Here is a 20,418-nt window from a genome sequence, read left to right as displayed (position 1 = left end):
CCATGGCGTACCGTTGCCGGATCACCTTTTGGGTAAAACGGTCTGGCCGGGCCAGATCAGCGGGGGTGCAGTATAAAAAGCTAAACCCAGGGGTTTTCACTCTATAAACGGCAAGATTCAGCGGGAACTCTCGGTAAAGGCGCCTTTTGCGGAGGAGCATCACCTGGTTAGCGTAGGAATCATCGCCACCAAACGGCGGCGAGTATTGCACGGTAATGGTGCAGCGTCATGCCCCTACCTTTGGCGGGTTTACGGGTGGGGGAGGCTCTAGCTCGACGGTTTGGGGTTATGTGGCGGGGTTATCTGTGACGAGCGGGCTTGTCTGTGGCGAGGGGCTTGTCTGTGGCGAGGGGGCTTGTCCCCCGTTGGGCTGCGTAGCAGCCCCAAAACCTGCCATAAGTTCTATCCGGAAAAATGCGGTGTCTTTACTGGGGCTGCTGCGCAGCCCAACGGGGGACAAGCCCCCTCGCCACAGACAAGCCCGCTCGCCACAAATCTACCTTCGAGAAACACGCCGACACTGAACTGCAAGAGAGCACTCCATAGCAGCTGCTAACGTCAATTGACTACTTCCCCTCAAGGAGCAAAGGAATGCTTCATCAACCCAACTCTCATCTGTTACGCCGTGGTCGACATTCAGAATCTGGCCGTCCTTATCTGATTACCGCCGTGGTTCACAACCGGCAACCCCTGTTCAAAGACTTCCATTTGGGAAGACTACTGGTAGCAGAATTCAGGAAGACCCATGAATTGGGAATGGTCGACTCTCTGGCATGGGTCGTCATGCCTGATCACTTTCATTGGCTATTTGAGCTGCAAGGCACAACGTTGTCGCAGGCTGTGGGACGTACCAAATCCCGCAGCACCCTCACCATTAATCGCGCACGCGGCAGCAAAGAACGATTCTGGCAACTTGGCTACCATGACCGAGCAGTGCGTAGCGATGAAGACCTTCGCAAAATTGCCCGCTACATCATCGCCAATCCTCTGCGAGCGGGCCTGGTCGAACATATTGGTGACTACCCACTATGGGACGCAGCCTGGCTCTGATTTTTCCTGTGTGGAGAGGGCTTGTCTGTGGCGAGGGGGCTTGCCCCCCGTTGGGCTGCGCAGCAGCCCCAGTAAACACACCGCATTTCTTCAGGAAGATCTTCATGGCAGGTTTTGGGGCTGCTGCGCAGCCCAACGGGGGACAAGCCCCCTCGCCACAAACAGCATCACACTCACAAATCCCCCCCACTCGCCCACCACCGTCTAAGCTTCAACCAAGTCCGATCAATCTACGTAAATGGATCAATCGACTATGGGCGCTTTATGGCAAAACGCTTCGACCAAGGCTGCGGTATCCACCGATAGCCCGGATGAACAGCCGTTGCCACAAAGCCCTCCTCCCCGCCGACGGTTGTGGTGGCGGCTGTTCTGGCTGGTGCTGCTGATTGCGCTGATCGCCCTGGGCTTTGCCGCCCTGCGGGAAATGCGCACTTCAAGGTTGCAGGCCAAGACCTTCTCCGACATTGCCTCAACCCTCACCTACCAAATGCATTCGGGCCCCAGCGATGCGCGGGTTTACCCTGGCGCCGGGCCCTTTGACAAGCGCCTGGGCTACAGCGCCCTCGGCGAGTTCCTGCCGCGCTTGATCAAGCGTGACTACCTGATCCAGGCTCAAGCGCGCTTCTCCCCCGACCTGATGGCCTACGCCCAGCGCGGCCTGTTCGTGCCCTACCCGGAAAAGATCCAGGCCGGCCTGACCATCACCGATTGCCGCGCCGCGCCGCTGTATCAGTTCACGTATCCACAACAGTTCTACCCAAGCTTTGCGGCGATCCCGCCGGTGGTGGTCAGCAGCCTGCTGTTTATCGAAGACCGCGACCTGCTGGACCCGAAAAACCCGCAACTCAACCCGGCCGTGGATTGGCCGCGCTTTGCCAAGGCCGCCTGGTCCCAGGTGGCGAAGCTTTTGCACCTGCCCGGCCAGACGGCAGGCGGCAGTACCCTGGCCACGCAGCTGGAAAAATACCGCCACTCGCCCGACGGCCTGACCCTGTCCGGCGGCGAGAAAATCCGCCAGATGATTTCTGCCAGCGTGCGCGCGTATCAGGACGGCCCGCAAACCCTTGCCGCTCGCCAGGACATCGTGCGCGACTACCTCAACAGCGTGCCCCTGTCGGCGGTACCCGGCCATGGCGAAGTGCACGGCATGGCCGAAGGCTTGCGCGTGTGGTACGGCGCCGACTTCAACCAGACAAACGCGCTGCTCATCGGCACCGACCCCAAACAGCTGCCGCAAAAGGGTCTGGCGTTGCGCGAGGTGCTGTCGCTGATGATCGCCCAGCGTCGCCCGTCTCACTATCTGTCCAAGGGCCACAAGGAACTGGCGGACCTCACCGACAGCCACATCCGCCTGCTCGCACAAAACAACGTGATCGACCCGGCGCTGGCCAGCGCAGCCCTCGCCAGCAAAGTCACCTACCGTGACTGGCAGCAACAACCGACGATCCAGCCAATCGAAACCAACAAGGGCATCAGCGTCGCCCGCACTCGCCTGGCCGCCCTGCTCAACCAGCCGCTGTACGACCTCGATCGACTCGATCTCTCTGCCACGAGCACCTTGCAAGCCGACCTGCAAAGCCAGGCCAGCACGTACCTCAAGCAACTCGCCGACCCCGCCTTCGCCGCGCAGATCGGCCTGCTCGGGCCCACGCTGCTGACACCCGCCAGCACCGCTCAGGTTCGCTACAGTTTCAACCTCTACGAGATGACACCCGACGGCGCCCGCGTGCGCGTGCAAACCGACAGCACCGACCAGCCATTCGACATCAACGAAGGCAGCAAGCTGGAACTGGGTTCAACCGCCAAGCTGCGGGTGATGACTACCTACCTGCAAATCGTCAGCGAACTGCATGATAAATACGCTGCGACACCTGCCGCCGAGCTGCGCAAAGTCCCGGTCGAGGACACGGACCGCATTACCCGCTGGGCCCTCGACTATCTGGCCCAGAACAGCGACCGCAACCTGCCGGCCATGCTCGACGCCGCCCTCAATCGCCAATACTCGGCCAACACTGGCGAAGGTTTTTTCACCGGCGGCGGCATGCACCACTTCCATAACTTCCGTAGCCAGGACAATGGTCGCAATCCCACGTTGATCGAAGCCCTGCGCGAGTCGATCAACTTGCCGTTCATTCGCCTGATGCGTGACCTGGTGCGCTACAGCACCTATCACGGTGCGAACAACAGTGCCGAGTTGCTCAGGGACGACAGTGACCCGAGGCGCCAGGAATACCTGGCCAAATTCGCCGACCGCGAAGGCACCACCTTCCTGCTCAAGTTCTGGAAGAAATACCGCAACAAGAACACCCAGGCGCGCCTCGACACCTTCCTCGACAGCATGCACCCCACCGCCATCCGCCTGGCCGCCGTACACCGCTACCTGCTGCCCAACGCCAGCCCGGCGAGTTTCAACAGCTTCGTCCGCTCGCACTTGAGCAGCGTCAAAAGCCCTGAAAAACTCACCGACGAGCGCCTCGAAAAGCTCTACCAGAATTACGGCCCCGGCGCCTACGACCTGCCTGACCAAGGCTATATCGCCAAGGTTCACCCGCTGGACCTGTGGCTGATGGGCTACCTGCTGAACAACCCTGACGCCACCTTCACCCAGGCCACCGCCGCCAGTGAACACGAGCGCCAGGAGGTTTACAGCTGGCTGTTCAAGAGCCGCCACAAGAGTGCCCGCGACAGCCGCATCCGCACCATGCTGGAGATCGAAGCCTTCCTCGATATTCACCAGCGCTGGCAGAAAGTCGGCTACCCCTTCGACCATCTGGTGCCGTCGCTTGCCACTGCCATCGGCAGCTCCGGCGACCGCCCGGCGGCCCTGGCGGAACTGGTGGGGATCATCCTCAACGATGGCGTGCGCCAGCCCACCCTGCGTATCGACAGCCTGCGCTTTGCCGCCGACACCCCGTACGAAACCCGCTTGGTCAACGACCCCAATCGCGGCAAGCGCGTGATGCCTTCCGAGGTGGCCACGGCACTCAAGGGGGCGCTGTCCCAGGTGGTGGACGCGGGCACTGCACGACGCGTGTCCGGCAGTTTCAAACTGGCGGACGGTACGCCTTTGGCCATGGGCGGCAAGACCGGTACCGGCGACAACCGGATCGAAGCCATCGGCGCCGGCGGGCGGATTCTCAGCTCCAAGGCGATCAACCGCACGGCGACCTTCGTGTTCTACATCGGCGAGCATCATTTCGGCACGCTGACCGCCTTCGTCCCCGGCGCTTCGGCCCAGGGTTTCAAGTTCACTTCGGCGTTGCCGGTACAGGTACTCAAGGGCATGGCGCCGATTCTTACGCCCTATCTGCAACCGGGCAACAACAGCTTATGCAGCGTGCGCTGATGGGCCTATCCCTGCGCTTTTCACTTGCGGATTACTGAGGGATCCGCCGCGGTTTCCACCCACTATTCAAACTTATCCGCAGCCGTGCCGGTGCATAGACTCAAGCCTTCTTTTTGAGCTCTACAGGTTGCCCCCATGGCCGACATACCCGACCAGTCCCTGCACCACGCGTTTATCGAAAACGCCCTGCCGCACTGGCTGAAAACCACCTCGCCACTCCGCCTGCGCGCACTCAACGACGTCGCCCGCCAAGGCATCCGCCACTATCCCCATGCCAGCGCCAACCAGCATCAAGCGCTCAAGCCCGCGATCGCCGCACACTGGCAGCAGCAGGCTGCGATGGACCAGCGATTCCAGGCATTGACCGACGTGTACGCCTTCGCCGAACCGCTGCTGAAAAATGCCTTGAAGGCCTATGGCGAGATCGACGTCAGAACCACCTGCCTGCGGCTGTATGCCAGCGCCAAAGTTGCCTGGTGGGTGCACGATTTCAATCGTGGGGAGCAAAGCAAAACCCTGTCGCTGCTGGACGTCGCGCTGGCCAACTTTGCCGCCTCGGACACCTTCGTCGACTACGCCTTCCTGTCCGCCGAAGACCCTCGCGGGCAGCGGGATACACTGACCTTGCGCCACTCCATCACCGGCGCGGTATTGACCGCTGAACAGTTCAAGCACATCTGCCGCACCCTGGACCTGGGCGCCCGCTACCAGAAAAGCCTGCGCCAGGCCCTGGGATTCTATGACCCGGCGGTGACCCGGGCCGTGCGCCTGCAGATGATTGCCACTCAGAAGACTGCCCTGGGTACGGCGGCGCACCTGGCCTTGATCAACCGGGACATCGACGCCGATGCCCACGGCGCCGTGCTCGACCTGATCGCCGGCCGCGTCGCGCTGCTGGACGGTCAGGCGCTTGGATGCCATACCCTGAGCCTGATGAACACGGCATTGACCGGCATCCTGTTGCTGTTTGTCCCGCAGCCCACCCGGCCCGTCGGCAAGGTGCTGGTGTACATCCCCGCAGACCCCGAACACCCTCTGAAGCAATACCCTTCGCCTGCGGCCTTCCTCAGCCACCTCACGGAAAAACTGCGGGACAGCCAGCGCTACCAGACCTTCTTCAGCCAGTTCATCGACCACGCCAGGCGCGGTGAATTCTTTGCCGGGCTCAATACACGCTTGAGCCGTGTGCGCTGGCATCAAACCGCCCACACCGACCCGCGCCCCAGCTGGCGCGACACCCCGATCACCCAGCCAAACCTGCAATTCAGCGTGCAGGCTATCGGTGACGATCACGTCAATCGCTCAACGCTCGCCGCCGAAAATGACCTGTGGAATTACCAGTACCGCCTCAAGTTGAACAAGATCGTCAACGATGCCCTGGACATCGCCGTGCCCACCGCCACCGCCGACCGCCACGCGCGCTGGGCCTGGTGGGACAACCTGGAAAAAATCCTCGGGGATATCTTCAATGCGGCGCTGCTGTTGCTGACGCCCTTCGTGCCGCTGCTGGGGGAAGCGATGCTCGCCTACAGCCTGTACCAGATCACCGACGAGGTGTTCGAGGGGATTGTCGATTGGGCCCAGGGGCGTGGTGCCGAGGCGGCGGAGCAAGTGGTCGCGGTGGCCGACAGCGTGATCCAGTTTGCCTTGTTCGGTGCTGCCAGCCAGTTGGGCCATGTCGCACGGCTCAAGCTCAGCCCCTTCGTCGAAGGCTTGCGCCCGGTGGTGCGGCCCGACGGCAGCACGCGCCTGTGGCACCCGGATATTGCGCCCTATGCTGTGAAAAACCTCGACCAGCCGCCCATTGTCGACGGCCTGCACACCCATCAGGGCAAGCAGATCCTCGCGCTGCAAGGTGCTCACTTCGAAGTGCAGGCAGACCCTGAAACCGGCGACACGCGTATCGCTCACCCGGAGCGCGCCAACGCCTATCAACCCCTGGTGCGGTTCAACGGCGACGGCGCCTTCGTACATGAAGCCGAGCAACCGCGCACCTGGGACAGCGCCACGCTGATGCGCCGCCTGGGGCCGCGCACGGCGCCCTTCAGCAACCAGCAACTGCAGCAGATGCAACGCATCAGCGGTGCCGACGACGGTGTGCTGCGCAACCTTTACGTGCAAAACCGGCCGACCCCGCCGCTGCTGGAAGCGACCCTCAATCGCTATGAAGCCCAGCGCGCTGCCACACAGACCGTGCACACCATTCGCGCCGGCGCACCGCTGCCGCTGGATGCGACGTCCGCCTGGTTCGAGCAGACCATCACCGAGCTGCCGGGCTGGCCCCAAACCAAGGCACTGGAAGTGTTCGTGCGCTCGGACAAGAGCGGTGACTCCCACAAGTACGCCAACCCGCAGGCATCGCCGGCCGACACGCTGCAATTGAGCCTGGCCGAGGTGATGTCCGGCGAGTTGCCGGCGCGGGTGCTGGAGTTTCTCGATGAGCCGTCGATCAGGCACCTGCTGGGCGGCGACGTGCCGCAAGCACTGCGCGTGCAAACCTTGCGCGATCAACTGGCGGACTCGGTGGCGCGCCAGACCGGTGACATCGCCGACTACATCCATCAGGCCCGCCAGGTCAGCGCCGATCCCCATGAACGCCGTTTGCGCGAACAGGCCAGCCCGCTGGACCGGCCGCTGGCCGACACCCTGCTGGCCGGCACAACCCCGGCCGAACGGCAAACCCTGGACCACCACGTACCGCTGCGCCTGCTCAATCAGGCCAGGGAACTGAGCTTCGCCCAGCACAGTGTCCAGGCCTACGCGGGGTTCTTCCCGCCCTGGGCGATCACCGAAGGTACCGAGCGCCTGGTGCTCAATACCCTCAAGCGCTACAGCGATGGCTTTGGCGACCTGCACCTGCAAATCCGCGATCGCCTGGTCAGCGGTACGCTGCGTTGTGAAGCCGGGCCGGCCGATGCCCGCCGGCGCCGGGTGCTGGTGCGCCAGAACGACATGGGCTACGAACTGTTCGATCAGCAGGGCCAGCGCCTGCATGGGCCGGATACCCTGTATGAATGCCTGTTGCGCGCGCTGTCCGAAGCGCAGCAACGTGAACTGGGCTACCGGCCCGGCCAGGGCGCCGGGCTCAAGCATTGGCTGATGGAAACCCTCGAACCCCTGGCCGAACGGCGCCGGGTGCTGGCCGAGCCACCGCTGCGCAGTACGGCAGATGTGCAGACCACCACCCTGCTCGGCGGCGCGGCCCTCGGCGGGTTGCGCCGCGCCCAGGAGCACCTGGGCCAGGCCCGCGCCCGGGAGGTGCTGGCCAGTCTGTTCCCGACCCTGGAGGAGGAACGCCTGCAGCGGTTCCTCAATGAGATCGGCCCGGGGCTGAACAACGATGTCCTCAATCGCCTGGTCCTGCAGCGGCACAACCTGTACCGGGAGCTGGAGCAATGGAAGCGCCTGCCCGGCCCCCATCCCAAAAACAGCCGCATGGCCCGGGAGGAAAAACTGCGTAAAAATATCATTGCGCACAAACTCTATCGCTGCTGGGAAGACCGCCTCGCCGAGCACCGCGACGACTTGGGCCAGGTGCAGAGCGGCGCGAGCCTGGACCTCAGCGCCCTCGACCTGCCCGGCAGCCTGCCGCTGCTGGGCAATGGTTTCGAGCACGTCACCCAACTGAAGCTGGCCAACTGCATGTTCAACGACAGCCAGTGGCCCTTTCTGCAGGCATTCCCGTCCCTGCGGGAGCTGGACGTCAGTGCGAACGAACTGACGCGGCTGCCCGAGCCCATCGCCAACATGCGCTACCTGCGCGACCTCAACCTGGGGGAAAACCAGATCACGCTGCTCAACGGCGACGTTGCGCGCCTGAAAAACCTCAAGCACCTGCGCAACCTGAACCTGTACCGCAACCCGCTGACGCAGCCACCGAACATCTCGAAAATGCCGCACCTGCGCCGCCTGTTCCTGAGCCGCACCCCCATCACCCAATGGCCCACCGGGCTGTTTGCCCACCCACGGGAGGAGGGTTTCCTGCTGGACCTGAGCCAAACCCGGATTGATCATGTGCCAGCGCTCATGGCCGGCAGCGCCGAGGCCCGGACCGTCGCCCACACCCGCCTGGACCGCAACACCCTGCTCAACGACCAGCGCCTGCTGTACGAGCAGTACCGCGAAGCCGCCGGACTGGACCCCAACCGCAGCTATGAGCCCCGTGGAGAGAGCGGCCCGTGGCTGGAACGGGTCAGGCCGCCGTTACTGGGCAGGCGCCAGGAGCTGTGGCAAGCGGTGGAGCGCGAGCACGGCTCCCAGGGTTTGTTCGAGGTGATCAAGGCCCTTGAAGCGCCCGACTTCTTCCAGCGGCCCCAGGACATGGACACCTATTGGGACAATCTTGAAACGTTGCGCGAGCGCGTCTGGCGTTTGCTGGAGGCGGCCCACAACGATACGGCGCTGCGTGAAAAGCTGTTCAAGATGGCCAGTTTTCCCGGCCTGTGCGCCGACGGCAGTGCACAGATTTTCAATGACCTGGGCATCGAAGTGCTGGTCAGCGAAGCCCAGCGTTACTCCGCCTCGGCCAGCGAGCGCGAGGGCAAACTGGTGACGCTGGCAAAGGGCAATGCACGGCTCAAGCAATTGAACCGCATCGCCAGCGAGGACATTGCCCATCGGCTCAAACCCGAAGCCGAAGGCGGCCTCGGCCAATGGCTGCGTTCCCAACGACGGGAGGGCGTGATGGGTAACGTGGACGACGTGGAGGTCTACCTGAGCTACCAGACCTCCCTGGCCAAGCGCCTCGACCTGCCCTGGCTGTCGGAACACATGCTGTACCGCGACACCGGCGACGTAAAACCCACGCAGATCGAACAGGCCTACAGCACGGTGCTGGAGCTGGGCGAAGGCGATGGCCTGGTCAACCAGATGTTGCTGGAGCCCTATTGGGAACAGTACCTGCACGACCACCACCCGAACACCCTTGAGGCCAATGCCCGGCATTTCGACGAACAATGCGCACGCCTTGATGAACTGCAGGAAGCCCAGGCCAGGCTGGCCCAGGCCAACGGCTTACCCGCCGAGCAGAAGGAAGCGTTGAGGCTCACGCTGATCGGCCTCGCCGACGCCCTGGGTGTACCGCACCCGCAGGTGCTGACCGGGCAACCCATGACGGACGACAGCTACAACCTGCTGCTCAACGAACTGGGCTACCGCGAAAAACAATGGATGCGCGAGTTGACCCACCAGGCTTTGGAACGCCACAGCCAACAACGTAACCGCGTCACGCGCCAGGTCTGACCGTATGGGTGTGTCATGGCACCCCCATTACCAGTACGCCGCTGCCGTTCAACGGCCCCTCTACAGGCAGGGACCCCGCCTGCTTGACCAGGGCGAACGTTACAACGTCGCTCCCGGAACTGTTGGTGATACGGGTCAGGAACGAGCCATTGACTCGAATCGCAGTCCCCTGACGGACAAGGGCCGTGCCCACGTTCGGATTGCTCATCACCAGCGCATTGGCGTTGAACGAGGACGGCGTGCCTTTGTAGGTAATGGTGATCGGCGTGGTAATCCCCGGGTCCGGGCACCGGTAGGTGAGCGTGCGATCGGTACGAACGGTGGTTGATACGGGGTCGGTGCCTATCGCCCTCTGGTGCACGTTGCCGAAGTTGATTTCGATCGGTTGGTTATTGTTGATCGTGCACGACGACGGGGAGATGGTGAAGTCGTTGTTGGCGATGTACGTAAGCTGCAGGCTCGTGGAAAAGGAATCGTAGTTGTTGGTCTGGTCGAGACGTAACACGCCCAGAGTGTCACCTATTCGAATGTCGATCGGGTTGGTCGGGTTGTTGCGGATCAATATATAAGGGATGACATCGATCGGGATCGGAGACGTATTGTTAGGCATGGTTGCAATCCTGATACCCGCCTGGATAGGCGTGTTCCAATAACTGCCATTGATACGCAAGCCGGTCGTCTGGCTGACGAACTTCGGACCAGGCGACCAGGCCGGGCCGATCCTCGTCCCGGTGGCCCAGTAGTCCTGCCGTCCATCCGGGGTATAGCTGTCCGGTTCAAACCGGCATTCGATCCTCACCCCGGACAGGAGAATGCGCGGCTCATTCACCTCCAGCCGCACATTCACCGGAACCTGCAGGTTCAACGTCCCGCCAATGCTCACCCGTTGCCAATTGCCGCCATTGACCCGGCAATCAGCCGCTTTCACGGTCGTCGTGACGCCAGCCAGGGCAAGCAGCACAACGGCTCCAAATAGTCGTTTCATGTTGTTCTCTTTCATCCCATGCATAACGGTTTAGCGTTACGGATAATCCAGCGTAAACGTCGAAGTCACACGGTAGCTGCCGTGCCCGATGGTCTTGTCCCGCAGGGCATCCGGCTCACCCTGCACATAGGCCTTGAGCAGGATGACGTTGTTGCCGGGGCTCAATTTCTGTTCGTCGCCGACCTTGTTCACCGGCACCGGCTTGTCGCTCAGTGTCTCCAAACCCAGCCCGATACCAGAGGCACCGCTGCCACCGTCCAGCGCAAACAAACCGGGCAGCGCGCGGTTTTCCGCACCGTTGAACAGGATGGTCACCGAGTCGCTGATGGTGGTATTGCAGTCATCCAGGTGCAGGGTGAAACGTTTGCCCACTGAGCGTGTGTTGATGTAGAGGTGCTTGCTGGTCAGGTCCCACAGCTCCAGGGTGATGGCTTCATCGCCCGGGCGGATGGTGCAGGCCTGTTCCACCAGGTTGCCCTTGAACCTCAGGTTGTCCACCGCCTGCGCCGTGGCCGCCAGGCCGAAGGTCAGCAGCAGGACCAGCCCCTTATGAATCATTGCGTGTCGCATACACTCGACTCCTACTGGTATTCAGCCAACAGCGTGGCCACCGCCGTGAACCCTTGGGCCTTCAGGACCGAACCCGGCCGTTTGACCGGCACCACTTCCAAGGTCGGCGGTGCCGCCAGGCTGATGTCCAGCGGCGTGTTGAGGCGAAACGGCGCGTTGTTCTGGTACAGCCGAATCCCCAGGTCAGGCGCAGTGGTCTGCAGGGCCGCGTTATCAAAGGTTGTCTCTGCGCCCTTGACGCTCAACTTCAACAGCCACGGCAGCGTGGAGGCGCCGCAGCGGATGGTGTAGCCGACGGCCCTGCGATATTTCACGCCATCGACACGCTTGGTGCCGACATCCCCGAAATCGACTTCAATCGTGCTGCCCGAATCAATCGTGCAGGGCGGCGGCTCGTTCAGCGTTCCGTTGAACGTCAGGTTGGCCGACGCAGCACTGAAAAAGCCGAAGCAACACAAGCCGAGCAACGTTCGCTGTGGCCAACATTTCATTGATCGTTTCCTCATTATTGGTACTCGATCACGAGGGTGGCGGCGGTCGCAAATGCCCCGCCCGTCAGCGTGCTGCCTGCGCGCTTGACCGGCACCGCCTGCACGGCCGGAAAGGTCGGATGGGTAAACCTGAGCGGCGTGTTCAGCGGCCAGTCCGCCCCATTGGCGAAGAGCTTGACCCCCAGGTCGGTCTTGGGGGTCGAGAGCACTTTGTTATCAAACCCGGCTGCCGCGCCCTTGAGTTCCAGGGTCATCGCGTTGCTGTAAACGGGAGGACTGCAGGTGACGGTATACGGCACGTCCCGTCGATAATTCACGCCATCAATCCGTGACGTCAGCAGGTCATTGCCGAACGGCACATTCAGCGTGCCGCCGCTGTTAATCACACACGGTGGAGGTGCAATGATGGTCGCGCGGATCGTCAGGTTGGTATCGGCCTGCACGCCCTGGCTGACCGCCCACAGCAGTCCCGCACCGATAAAAATGGCCCACGGGCCGGTTAACCTGGTCATTGTTCTGCCCTTACTCATAATTGAGCCTGAAATCCACCACGGCCCGGAATGCACCGCTGGTCAGGGGTGCCGGGGTTCGCGTGGGCTGGACGTTCCAGGTCTGCGTGTTGCGGCCCAAGGGCAAGAACAATGGCTCCCCCCTTGAACCCAGCTGTACATCGCGCCCCTGGGAATCGGTCAGGCGCAGGCCCATCCCGGTGATGCCTTGCACCTTGACCAGCCGTGAATCGTCGGCATCGGCTGGTGCGATGAACGCTACCGAGAGCACCGGTTGATAAGCACTCCATGTCAGGTTCCCCGTGCGCTCACTGGCGATGCGGCCGGCGGTGCGCCGACAATCCTCGAACAGCAGTTGAAAGGCCACGGAGGTCGCCTGGTCACCCGGCCGTTGCAACTGGCTGGCCGATACCGGGCCCAGGTCGATCGTCTGGTGCAGGGATGCCATCTCCAGGCTGCAGGGGGTTTCATGCATGGACCCGAGAATGTTGAGCATCCCGACCATGCCCTCCACATCCTCGTCATCCGCGGCGTGCGCCGGCCCCATCAGGGCCAGCAACAGACCGCCCAAGACCTTCACTGTGTGCAACTTCATGACGTTCTCCGGCAGCAGGCACTACTGGTTGGCTACAGACAGTTGCGTGTTCACCTTGCATGTCTCGCCACTGCAGGTGAACGCCAGCAGCGGACGGCCACCGTAATCATTCACGTAGGACAAATAGGGGGTGGTGCCGAGCTCCTTGGCAGTCGGCCCCAGGGCCTGCGTGCCTTTGGGCGGGACCATCACCGGCTCGAAGCCCGGTATGGTCTTGCCGTCCTTGCTGCTGCGCGCATCCACCAGGGTCACGTAGTAAGGCGTGGGGTTATTCACCTGGTAGTGATCGCCTTGCCGGGTAAGGGTCAGCTTTTCCTGCCATGGGTTGGACAGGTCCTGCTGGGTGGGGGTAATTGCCTGCGGCCGGTAAAACAATTTGATCCGGGTTTGCAGGGCGATTTGCAGGGTGTTGGGCTTGTCGCTGCGCGGCGGAATTTCCCGCAGGTTGAAGTAGTAGACCGTCTCCCGATCCTGGGGCAGCGATTTGGCGGCCGGCAACGCCTGGACCTTTACCTGGCTTTGCTTGCCGGGCTCCAGGCGTTGGACCGGTGGCAGCACGATCAACGGCGAGGTGATCTTGTTGCCCTCTTCATCCTCGATCCAGCCCTGGGCCAGGTACGGCAACTGGGGGTTGTTGTTGGTGATGTTGACGCTGGTTGCGTCTTTACCACCGTCGAAAATCACGCGGGTACGGTCCAGGCCGACAGCGGCGTTGGCGCTCTGGCTCAAGACCGCCAGCAGCAGTGCGTAGGTAAAACGTATGTGGTGTTTCATGAGGATGGGTTCTCCATAGTGTTTCGCTGGCCGGTCAGGGTGGCTGGCTCGGGTGAGGCTTGATCGACGGCTACCCTCTGGCAGCGCAGTTGCAGGGCATCGGTGAACGCATCCGTTGGCAACTCGACAGGCAGCGTCAGGACGCAACGCTCGGTGCCGCCCCAGCTGACGATCATCTGCTCGCCGGCCTGAATGCCGCTCAGGTAGACATCCCCGCCGTCATTCACCACCCCGGTGTCCTGCTGCTTGCGGTTTTTCACCGTGGCGCCGAAGGGCGGTGCGCTGCCATCCGGCAGGCGAAGAACCGCCATGGCCTTCTGGCCGGAAATCACTTCCAGGGATCGGTAGCCAATGGCCCCCTCGGTGAGGGTCAGTTGCGTCACGGATTGAGTGGCCTCGACATCGCTGGGCAATTTCTCCAGGTCAACACTGGCCGCCGTACGCTGGTAGCTGGTGATGTCGGAGATGACCGCCTTGCCGAACGCGTTGCTGCGGGTCGGCGTGCCGTAGCCCCGCACGGGCACATCGGGCACACCGGCGGTATCGACCAGCAGCCGGGTTCCGCCGGTACTGGTGGTTCGATGCAGCGCCCCGCCGTAAGGCGTGAGCGTGCCGCCGCCACGCACGGATGCGCTGAGGGTGCGGTTATTGCCTTGTTGCGTCGTGGCGCTGAGGTCGATGTCGGCCTGGTCACCAATATGGCTCAGGTAGCCGCTGGCCGAGGTGTCGCTGGCACTGACCTGATAGCTGTTACGTTCATCCAGGCGATCGGCGTAGCGTGTGGTAAAGCTGTTTTTGCCGCCGGCCCTGTTGGCATCCATCGACAGGGTGCCGGTGGGTCCCAATGGCAGGCTGACCGTCAGCGCTGCTCCGTTGTCCTTATATTGGTATTCATGGGTGCGATATAAATTCAGCGACAGGCTCATGTTCCTGACAGAGCCCACGTTGAAGTAACGAGACGCCGACAGGTTCCAGCGCTGGGTGTCCGGCCGGTTCCAATAGGTTTGTTTGTTGTAGCTGGCATACACCGTGGTGTTCAGATCGCGGAACTGTTTGTTCACCGTGACCGTATACAGCGCCTTGTTACCGCCAATGGGTTTCCAGTGTTCAATGAAGTTACCGTCTTCATCGAACACGCCGCGCCCACCCAATTCACCGTTCAACCCATAGTGCCGAGCATCCAGGTATTGGCTCATGCTCAAGTAGTTCTTCTCGGAGAACCGGTAACCGGCGAAGGTGACCTGGCTGTCGTACTCTTCAAAGTTCTTGGAATATTGAAGGCGGTAGGATTTGCCCGAAAGTGTCTGGTTCCACAGGCTGGCGCGAGACTGGGTGACGTCCAGGGAAACGGCCCCGAACGCCAGCAAATCCCGCCCCGCCCCCACCGACAGCGCACGGTAGTTGTTATCCGTTATCGCACCGCCCAGCAGCGACCAACCATTGCTAATTCCCCAGGAAAACTCGCCGGTGCCGAAAAAGTCACCGTGGGAGTGGTACTGCAGGTTGGACGGTCGCCCGGCAGACAGCTTGTAACGAACCTGCCCGGGACGCGTCAGGTAGGGAACGCCTGCCGTATCGAGCTGGAATTTCTGTACCGAACCGTCCTGCTCCTCGACCCGCACATCCAGCGTGCCGGACACGGCGTCGTTAAGGTCCTGGATCCGAAAAGGGCCTGCCGCCACCAGCGTTTCATAGAGCACACGCCCCTGCTGGCTGATGACAACCTTTGCATTGGTCTTGGCCACCCCGACCACTTCCGGTGCATAGCCCCGCAGGTTGGGCGGCAGCTGGCTTTCGTCTGACTTGAGCCCGGCACCGGTAAAGCGGAAGCTGTCGAACAGGTCCGAATACAGGTAGTCCTCCCCCAACACCAGGCGTGCCTTCAGCGCAGGAATGGCGCGATATGCGTAATAGCGACTCCACTCCAGTTTTTGCCGGCGGGCCTGCGCCTCGCGGTCTTTCTCGACACGCCCTTGCCAATCCGCCCGCAGGCGCCAGGCCCCGGCATTGGCCCCGAGTGTGCCGTTACCGCTGAGGTCATTGCGCGTACCGTCACCTTTGCGGTAGCTGGACTGCGCAGTCATGTTGTAGTCGACCAGCAGCCCCGGCACCCCCTCGTCCCAGCGTGACGGCGGGTCCCAGTTGATGGCGCTGTATTCCAGGTAGGCCTGGGGAAGGTTGATGTCCAGGGTGGACGTGCCCAGGTCGGCACTGACTTCCATGCCGGGCAAGCCCGTGACATCCAGGCACTGCCCGCCCTTCCACCACTTCAGCTGGTCAGCACCGGACGCCTTGAGGCCCAGTTGCTCGACAAGCTCGCGCGATAAACAGGGCACACTGCCTTTGGGATCATCATCGGGGGCAAAGAACGCCACCGATTGTTCAGATATAGGTTGGGTATTGAGCTGGACCACCATCGAGTAGGTGCCAGGCAAGATAAACCCACTGCGTGCAAACTGAGACAGGTCAATATTGGAGCGATCAATCAGATCAAGAACGTCGGTATTAAACTCAATATCCCCGGCGCCCATTGCAGTTCCAGCCAGTGATATCAACCCGCCAAAGAGGCTGGGGCGCAGCGTATTCATGACTTTCGACGTATTCAACATACACGCAACTCAATCTTCAAAAGTATTCCAACTTGAACCGCACTGCCGCGCGGTGAGCCCCTGCCAACAGCGGCACTCCGTTGCCCACCAGGCGGAGCCTGTAATGAAGTGTCATGTCGCCATCAACCACCGGCAGCAGCGCCATCGGCACTCCCGGCACACTCACCTGGCCAGCGGCGTCCTCAATATGGAAGGCAACCCCCTGCGAGGCCCCAAAGGCCGCAAAGGTGCGCCCGCCCATATCGCTGGGCCCGTCGAACGTCACGCGAAGATGCTCCCAGTCCGGCAGCGTTTCGCCGGGGCGCAGCGGGTCGGGACGCGTCACGGTGCAGTTGACCAGCCGTAGCTGGAACGGCTGCATTTGCCCCGCGCCCTCTCGTAACAGGCGGCCGATGGGTTCGGGAGGCATGTCGATGGTCTGATCGGCAGTGACCGCTTCCAGCCCGCAGGCCGAGTCGATGATCTCGCCTCCCAGCGTGACGAGCCCATCGCCTTGCACACGCGTCTGCGCGGCATCACAAGGGCTGATGAACAACGTCAATGAAGAGGCAATAGCGAGACTTATGAATGTTTTCACCTTGATCTCCCGCCAGTTTTCCCCCGCCACCAGTGGTGGCGGGGGAAACACTTACTGATAAGCCAAGGTGAAGTTGGTGACCGCGCTGAAATCACCAGGAACGATGTCGCCTGTCGCCTGGCCTTGTACGTAAGCGCCGAACTGCAGGGTGTTATTACCGGCAACAATGGCCTGCGGAGTGGTTGGCACGCCCAGCTCAATCGCTTTGCCGCCGTGGGTCATCATGATGCCGATGCCGCCCGCGCTGCCGACCGTGCCGATGCCGCCAGGCACAACGCTGGACGGTGCACCGGTGAAGGTAGTGGTCACGGTGTTATCGGTGAGGCCAGACAGGTCGCACCCTTCAAGCTCGATCGCCACGGGGCGGGCGGTGGACTTGCCGCCGGATTGCAACTGATGCTTTGCAATAGCGCCAAGTGCAACTGACTGATCCACAGACTCAGGCTTGATAGAGCAAGCACCCGAATGGACCGAACCGGTAAATGTAATCGTCCCGTCCGCCGCATTAGCAACAGAGATCGAACCCGCCAACAGGCCGACAGTCAACAGCGCAGCTTTTACTTTAGTCTTCATTTGCAGAGCTCACATGTATTAAAAATCAAAACGAAATCCTGGCTTAGTTGCGCACAGGACTTAATTAACCCAGCGCCAGAACAATTTCCCGAAGCAATGGAAATTGGATGCTTTCCAATTACTTGTATTGCAATTCAGGAGTTCGTTCGAGGCCGGGCAATTATCCATTTCGATTTTGAATATGAAAGCCGGTCGATTCGCTTATTCACGTAGCCTTGTCACACCAAGACACATAGGAAAATTATGGCACTTTGCCAAAACTTTTGAATCAACCGTAAGAAACGGACTACATCAACTTAACGAGAATGATTTAGTGCAGAACAAGTCCGTAAGAATAGGATTACATATTATAAAAAACAACAGTAATTACTGGGGCACGCCAACTAACAAGTTGGCGAATATGTCGAAAGGGTCAGTGCGCTGATCGGCCCGTTTCGAGTCCCGTCTCACAAGACGCGAGATGACCGTTCGTCTGCCGAGGTTGCGGCGGCAATAAGATATATCTTACGTTGTATCTAAACCAAACGAGAGCACCGAAATGAGAGACCATCATTCACACCGCGACCCCGGTGACAGCCGCGACGGCTTCGACAAACGTCCAGGCCGCGAGCGCGGCGGCCGTGGCCCACGGGTCTTCGCCCCCGGCGACCTGAAACTGCTGCTGCCGGCGCTGATCGCCGAACAGCCGTGCCATGGCTACGACCTGATTCGCCGGATCGAGACCCTGTTCGACGGCGCCTACAGCCCCAGCCCCGGCGTGATCTACCCCACGCTGACCTTTCTCGAAGAAAGCGAATTGATTACCGGTGACGCCGAAGACGGAAAAAAACGCTACACAATCACCGACGCCGGTCGTCTCTTCTTAAGCGAACAGGCGGTTGCCCTCGAAGGCATTCGCATGCGCATGGATGTGAGCAAACGTTCGCTGCGGGGCCAGGACCGTCCGCCGGAAATCCACGAGGCGGTGCATAACCTGCGCCACGCCTTGCATTCGCACCACGGGCGCTGGAGCCCGGAAGAAATCGTTCGTGTCGCGGCGCTGCTCAACAGCACCGCCCAAGCCATTGCCGACGGGAAAGCTCAATGAATACCCAAGCCATCCACCGCGTGACCCACGAAATCAAACGCCGCCGCCTCGAAGTCCTGCGGGTGGTCGACATCACCCCGCGCATGCGCCGCATCACCCTGGGCGGGCCGGAACTGGCGGGCTTTATCAGCCTGGGCAGTGACGATCACATCAAGCTGCTGTTCCCACAGAACGCCGCCGAACAAGCGGCGCTGGACAGCCCCGACTTCAACCTGCGCGGCGACGGCCCGCAACCCGCCATGCGCGACTACACCCCACGCCGGTACGACCTGGACATCGGCGAGCTGGACATCGACTTCGTGCTGCATGGCGATGGCCCTGCCTCCACCTGGGCCGAGCAGGCCAAGGTCGGTCAGCACCTGCACATCGGCGGGCCGCGTGGCTCGATGATCGTGCCGGATATCTTCGACAGCTACCTGTTGATCGGCGATGAAACCGCGATCCCGGCGATTGCCCGGCGCCTGGACGAATTGCCGGCGGGGCGCAAGGTATTGGCGGTGATAGAGATCGCCAATGCGGCGGAACAGCAGCCGCTGGCCAGCGCTGCCGAAGTGGAAGTGATCTGGGTGGTGCGCGGCCAGGATGACCTGCTCGAGACGGTGCACAACCTGACGCTGCCGGGCGGTTCGCTGTACAGCTTTGTCGCCACCGAGAGCAAGCTCTCGCGCCAGGTACGGCGGGTGCTGCTGGACACGCACAACGTCAATGAGGCATTCCTCAAGGCCGTGGGTTACTGGCAACAGTGATCCCTGTAGGAGCGAGCTTGCTCGCGAAGAACCTGAGAGCGCCGCGTTAAACCAGACACACTGCGTTATCGTTAACGTTCTTCGCGAGCAAGCTCGCTCCTACAGATTTTATCCAGCCCCACCACCCCCAGAGCAATCAGCACAAACCCCACCAGAATCCCCCCGGCATTGATGAACACCTGTGGATAACCCAGGGTGTCCACGTTAATGAACGGGTACTGATACAGCCCCCACACATACCCGCGCAACAACGCATAGGCGAAGTACACCACCGGGTAAATCACCCACAGCCCGATGTGTTTGAGGCGCAGACTGCCCTTGGGCACGCACCACCACCAATACGCGAAAAACACCAACGGCATCACGTCGTGCAGCAGCTCGTCCGCCACAAACTGCACCCCCGCAGGCTGCCACATGTGGCGCAACAACAGGCTGTAGGCGAGGCTGACCACGACAATGCTCACGGCAATCCCGCTGCTGACTACGGGCCCGAGGAAGAACCGGCTCGCCGCGGTTGGCCGTTGCACCCACGCATGGGTCAACACCACCGCCACCAGGGTGTTGGTGAGCACGGTGAAGAAGCTGAAGAAATTCACCAGGCCCGGCAACAGGCTGGCGCCATCGACCCAGCGGAAGTAGAAAATGATGTACTGCTGCAGCGCCAGGCCGGCCCAACCGCCGAGGGCTGCGAGGCCGATAAGGTGACGTTTCACCTCAGTCCTCGACCGGTCGCTTGGTGCGCATCAACTTCACGTACAAACCTTCGACCTTCTCCCGCGCCCACGGGGTCTTGCGCAGGAACGACAGGCTCGACTTGATGCTCGGGTCACTGGAAAAACAGCGGATGTTGATGCGCTCGGCCAGGCCTTCCCATTGGTAATGCGCCACCAGCGCGGTGAGGACCTGTTCCAGGGTGACGCCGTGCAGTGGGTCTTTGTTTGTCGCGGTCATGCCGGGCCTTTTGTGCAGAAAAGAAGAAAACGAAGCCGCGCACCTTAGCGGACGGGCCGTGCGGGTGGAAGCGTTGCCTTCACTATAGGCCACTGTTCGATCGTTCCCACGCCCTGCATGGGAATGCCGAATTGGACGCTCTGCGTCCCTCGGTCGACGCAAGTTTTAACCCGGCGCAATGGTGACGCAGAGCGTCACAGCATGCATTTCCACGCAGAGCGTGGGAACGATCAGCGTGGGAGTGATCGAGCGGGGTTTGGGAAAGTTCCCCTTGGCAGGGAAAAAAGTGATGTTATATTGTAACGATAACTATC

General features: G+C 61.5%; 16 protein-coding genes. 5 read left to right on the top strand and 11 right to left on the bottom strand.

Features of this window, described 5'->3' with window-relative positions; genetic code table 11:
• Positions 1-591 precede the first annotated feature (591 nt).
• From HX814_RS20420 to HX814_RS20410, 3 genes are all read left to right on the top strand, one after another.
• A complete protein-coding gene (locus HX814_RS20420; protein ID WP_032899435.1) occupies positions 592-1,050 on the top strand; it encodes a transposase in 459 nt (152 codons plus the stop codon).
• A gap of 253 nt (positions 1,051-1,303) precedes the next feature.
• Positions 1,304-4,396 carry a biosynthetic peptidoglycan transglycosylase gene (locus HX814_RS20415; protein WP_177008779.1) on the top strand — a complete coding sequence of 1,031 codons (3,093 nt, stop codon included), beginning with the start codon at positions 1,304-1,306 and terminating at the stop codon, positions 4,394-4,396.
• 135 nt (positions 4,397-4,531) lie between these two features.
• Entirely contained in the window at positions 4,532-9,637 is a 5,106-nt protein-coding gene (locus tag HX814_RS20410; protein WP_177008778.1) for an NEL-type E3 ubiquitin ligase domain-containing protein, read from the top strand.
• A 13-nt stretch (positions 9,638-9,650) separates the two neighbouring features.
• Here HX814_RS20410 and HX814_RS20405 read toward each other — a convergent pair whose 3' ends face one another.
• The 9 genes from HX814_RS20405 to HX814_RS20365 are packed head-to-tail and all read right to left on the bottom strand — an operon-like array spanning position 9,651 to position 17,320.
• Positions 9,651-10,622 (bottom strand): fimbrial protein, encoded by a 972-nt coding sequence (locus HX814_RS20405; protein ID WP_177008777.1) that lies wholly within the window; start codon positions 10,620-10,622, stop codon positions 9,651-9,653.
• A 36-nt stretch (positions 10,623-10,658) separates the two neighbouring features.
• Positions 10,659-11,192, bottom strand: a complete 534-nt coding sequence (locus HX814_RS20400; RefSeq protein ID WP_087692798.1) for a fimbrial protein — start codon at positions 11,190-11,192, stop codon at positions 10,659-10,661.
• 11 nt (positions 11,193-11,203) lie between these two features.
• The gene (locus HX814_RS20395; RefSeq protein ID WP_134327276.1) at positions 11,204-11,683 is read right to left on the bottom strand and encodes a fimbrial protein; all 480 of its coding nucleotides are present in this window, start codon (positions 11,681-11,683) and stop codon (positions 11,204-11,206) included.
• A 14-nt stretch (positions 11,684-11,697) separates the two neighbouring features.
• Positions 11,698-12,195: a fimbrial protein gene (locus HX814_RS20390; RefSeq protein ID WP_003216424.1), complete on the bottom strand. Its 498-nt coding sequence runs from the start codon at positions 12,193-12,195 to the stop codon at positions 11,698-11,700.
• A 10-nt stretch (positions 12,196-12,205) separates the two neighbouring features.
• Positions 12,206-12,787, bottom strand: coding sequence for a fimbrial protein (locus tag HX814_RS20385; protein WP_003216422.1), 582 nt, complete (start codon positions 12,785-12,787; stop codon positions 12,206-12,208).
• A 21-nt stretch (positions 12,788-12,808) separates the two neighbouring features.
• Positions 12,809-13,561 carry a fimbria/pilus periplasmic chaperone gene (locus HX814_RS20380; RefSeq protein WP_008435565.1) on the bottom strand — a complete coding sequence of 251 codons (753 nt, stop codon included), beginning with the start codon at positions 13,559-13,561 and terminating at the stop codon, positions 12,809-12,811.
• A complete protein-coding gene (locus HX814_RS20375; protein WP_177008776.1) occupies positions 13,558-16,170 on the bottom strand; it encodes an outer membrane usher protein in 2,613 nt (870 codons plus the stop codon). Before HX814_RS20375 ends, HX814_RS20380 begins: the two co-directional genes overlap by 4 nt.
• Positions 16,171-16,186: 16 nt before the next feature.
• Positions 16,187-16,747: a fimbrial protein gene (locus HX814_RS20370; protein ID WP_023659209.1), complete on the bottom strand. Its 561-nt coding sequence runs from the start codon at positions 16,745-16,747 to the stop codon at positions 16,187-16,189.
• A 51-nt stretch (positions 16,748-16,798) separates the two neighbouring features.
• Positions 16,799-17,320: a fimbrial protein gene (locus tag HX814_RS20365; protein WP_023659208.1), complete on the bottom strand. Its 522-nt coding sequence runs from the start codon at positions 17,318-17,320 to the stop codon at positions 16,799-16,801.
• 538 nt (positions 17,321-17,858) lie between these two features.
• Here HX814_RS20365 and HX814_RS20360 point away from each other — a divergent pair.
• The gene (locus tag HX814_RS20360; RefSeq protein WP_003216412.1) at positions 17,859-18,407 is read left to right on the top strand and encodes a PadR family transcriptional regulator; all 549 of its coding nucleotides are present in this window, start codon (positions 17,859-17,861) and stop codon (positions 18,405-18,407) included.
• Complete coding sequence (locus tag HX814_RS20355; protein WP_177008775.1) at positions 18,404-19,153, top strand: siderophore-interacting protein; 750 nt, start codon at positions 18,404-18,406, stop codon at positions 19,151-19,153. Before HX814_RS20360 ends, HX814_RS20355 begins: the two co-directional genes overlap by 4 nt.
• Positions 19,154-19,224: 71 nt before the next feature.
• On the opposite strand, the gene HX814_RS20350 is transcribed toward HX814_RS20355, so the two are convergent.
• Both HX814_RS20350 and HX814_RS20345 read right to left on the bottom strand, forming a co-directional pair.
• Positions 19,225-19,866: a Pr6Pr family membrane protein gene (locus tag HX814_RS20350; RefSeq protein ID WP_177008774.1), complete on the bottom strand. Its 642-nt coding sequence runs from the start codon at positions 19,864-19,866 to the stop codon at positions 19,225-19,227.
• 1 nt (position 19,867) lies between these two features.
• Positions 19,868-20,104 (bottom strand): VF530 family DNA-binding protein, encoded by a 237-nt coding sequence (locus HX814_RS20345; protein ID WP_003216406.1) that lies wholly within the window; start codon positions 20,102-20,104, stop codon positions 19,868-19,870.
• Positions 20,105-20,418: the final 314 nt, after the last annotated feature.

The sequence above is a fragment of the Pseudomonas sp. C8002 genome (genome assembly GCF_013385765.1).
In the GTDB taxonomy this organism is placed as follows: Bacteria; Pseudomonadota; Gammaproteobacteria; order Pseudomonadales; family Pseudomonadaceae; genus Aquipseudomonas.
The sequence above is the reverse complement of the archived record's forward strand: the minus strand, read 5'-3'. Positions and strand labels throughout refer to the sequence as shown.

What these genes read in the sequence shown, in the direction of transcription:
- HX814_RS20420 (WP_032899435.1), top strand. Translation starts at nt 592, where the DNA reads ATGCTTCATCAACCCAACTCTCATCTGTTACGCCGTGGTCGACATTCA.
- HX814_RS20415 (WP_177008779.1), top strand. Translation starts at nt 1,304, where the DNA reads ATGGGCGCTTTATGGCAAAACGCTTCGACCAAGGCTGCGGTATCCACC.
- HX814_RS20410 (WP_177008778.1), top strand. Translation starts at nt 4,532, where the DNA reads ATGGCCGACATACCCGACCAGTCCCTGCACCACGCGTTTATCGAAAAC.
- HX814_RS20405 (WP_177008777.1), bottom strand. Translation starts at nt 10,622, where the DNA reads ATGAAACGACTATTTGGAGCCGTTGTGCTGCTTGCCCTGGCTGGCGTC.
- HX814_RS20400 (WP_087692798.1), bottom strand. Translation starts at nt 11,192, where the DNA reads ATGCGACACGCAATGATTCATAAGGGGCTGGTCCTGCTGCTGACCTTC.
- HX814_RS20395 (WP_134327276.1), bottom strand. Translation starts at nt 11,683, where the DNA reads ATGAAATGTTGGCCACAGCGAACGTTGCTCGGCTTGTGTTGCTTCGGC.
- HX814_RS20390 (WP_003216424.1), bottom strand. Translation starts at nt 12,195, where the DNA reads ATGACCAGGTTAACCGGCCCGTGGGCCATTTTTATCGGTGCGGGACTG.
- HX814_RS20385 (WP_003216422.1), bottom strand. Translation starts at nt 12,787, where the DNA reads ATGAAGTTGCACACAGTGAAGGTCTTGGGCGGTCTGTTGCTGGCCCTG.
- HX814_RS20380 (WP_008435565.1), bottom strand. Translation starts at nt 13,561, where the DNA reads ATGAAACACCACATACGTTTTACCTACGCACTGCTGCTGGCGGTCTTG.
- HX814_RS20375 (WP_177008776.1), bottom strand. Translation starts at nt 16,170, where the DNA reads ATGTTGAATACGTCGAAAGTCATGAATACGCTGCGCCCCAGCCTCTTT.
- HX814_RS20365 (WP_023659208.1), bottom strand. Translation starts at nt 17,320, where the DNA reads ATGAAGACTAAAGTAAAAGCTGCGCTGTTGACTGTCGGCCTGTTGGCG.
- HX814_RS20360 (WP_003216412.1), top strand. Translation starts at nt 17,859, where the DNA reads ATGAGAGACCATCATTCACACCGCGACCCCGGTGACAGCCGCGACGGC.
- HX814_RS20355 (WP_177008775.1), top strand. Translation starts at nt 18,404, where the DNA reads ATGAATACCCAAGCCATCCACCGCGTGACCCACGAAATCAAACGCCGC.
- HX814_RS20345 (WP_003216406.1), bottom strand. Translation starts at nt 20,104, where the DNA reads ATGACCGCGACAAACAAAGACCCACTGCACGGCGTCACCCTGGAACAG.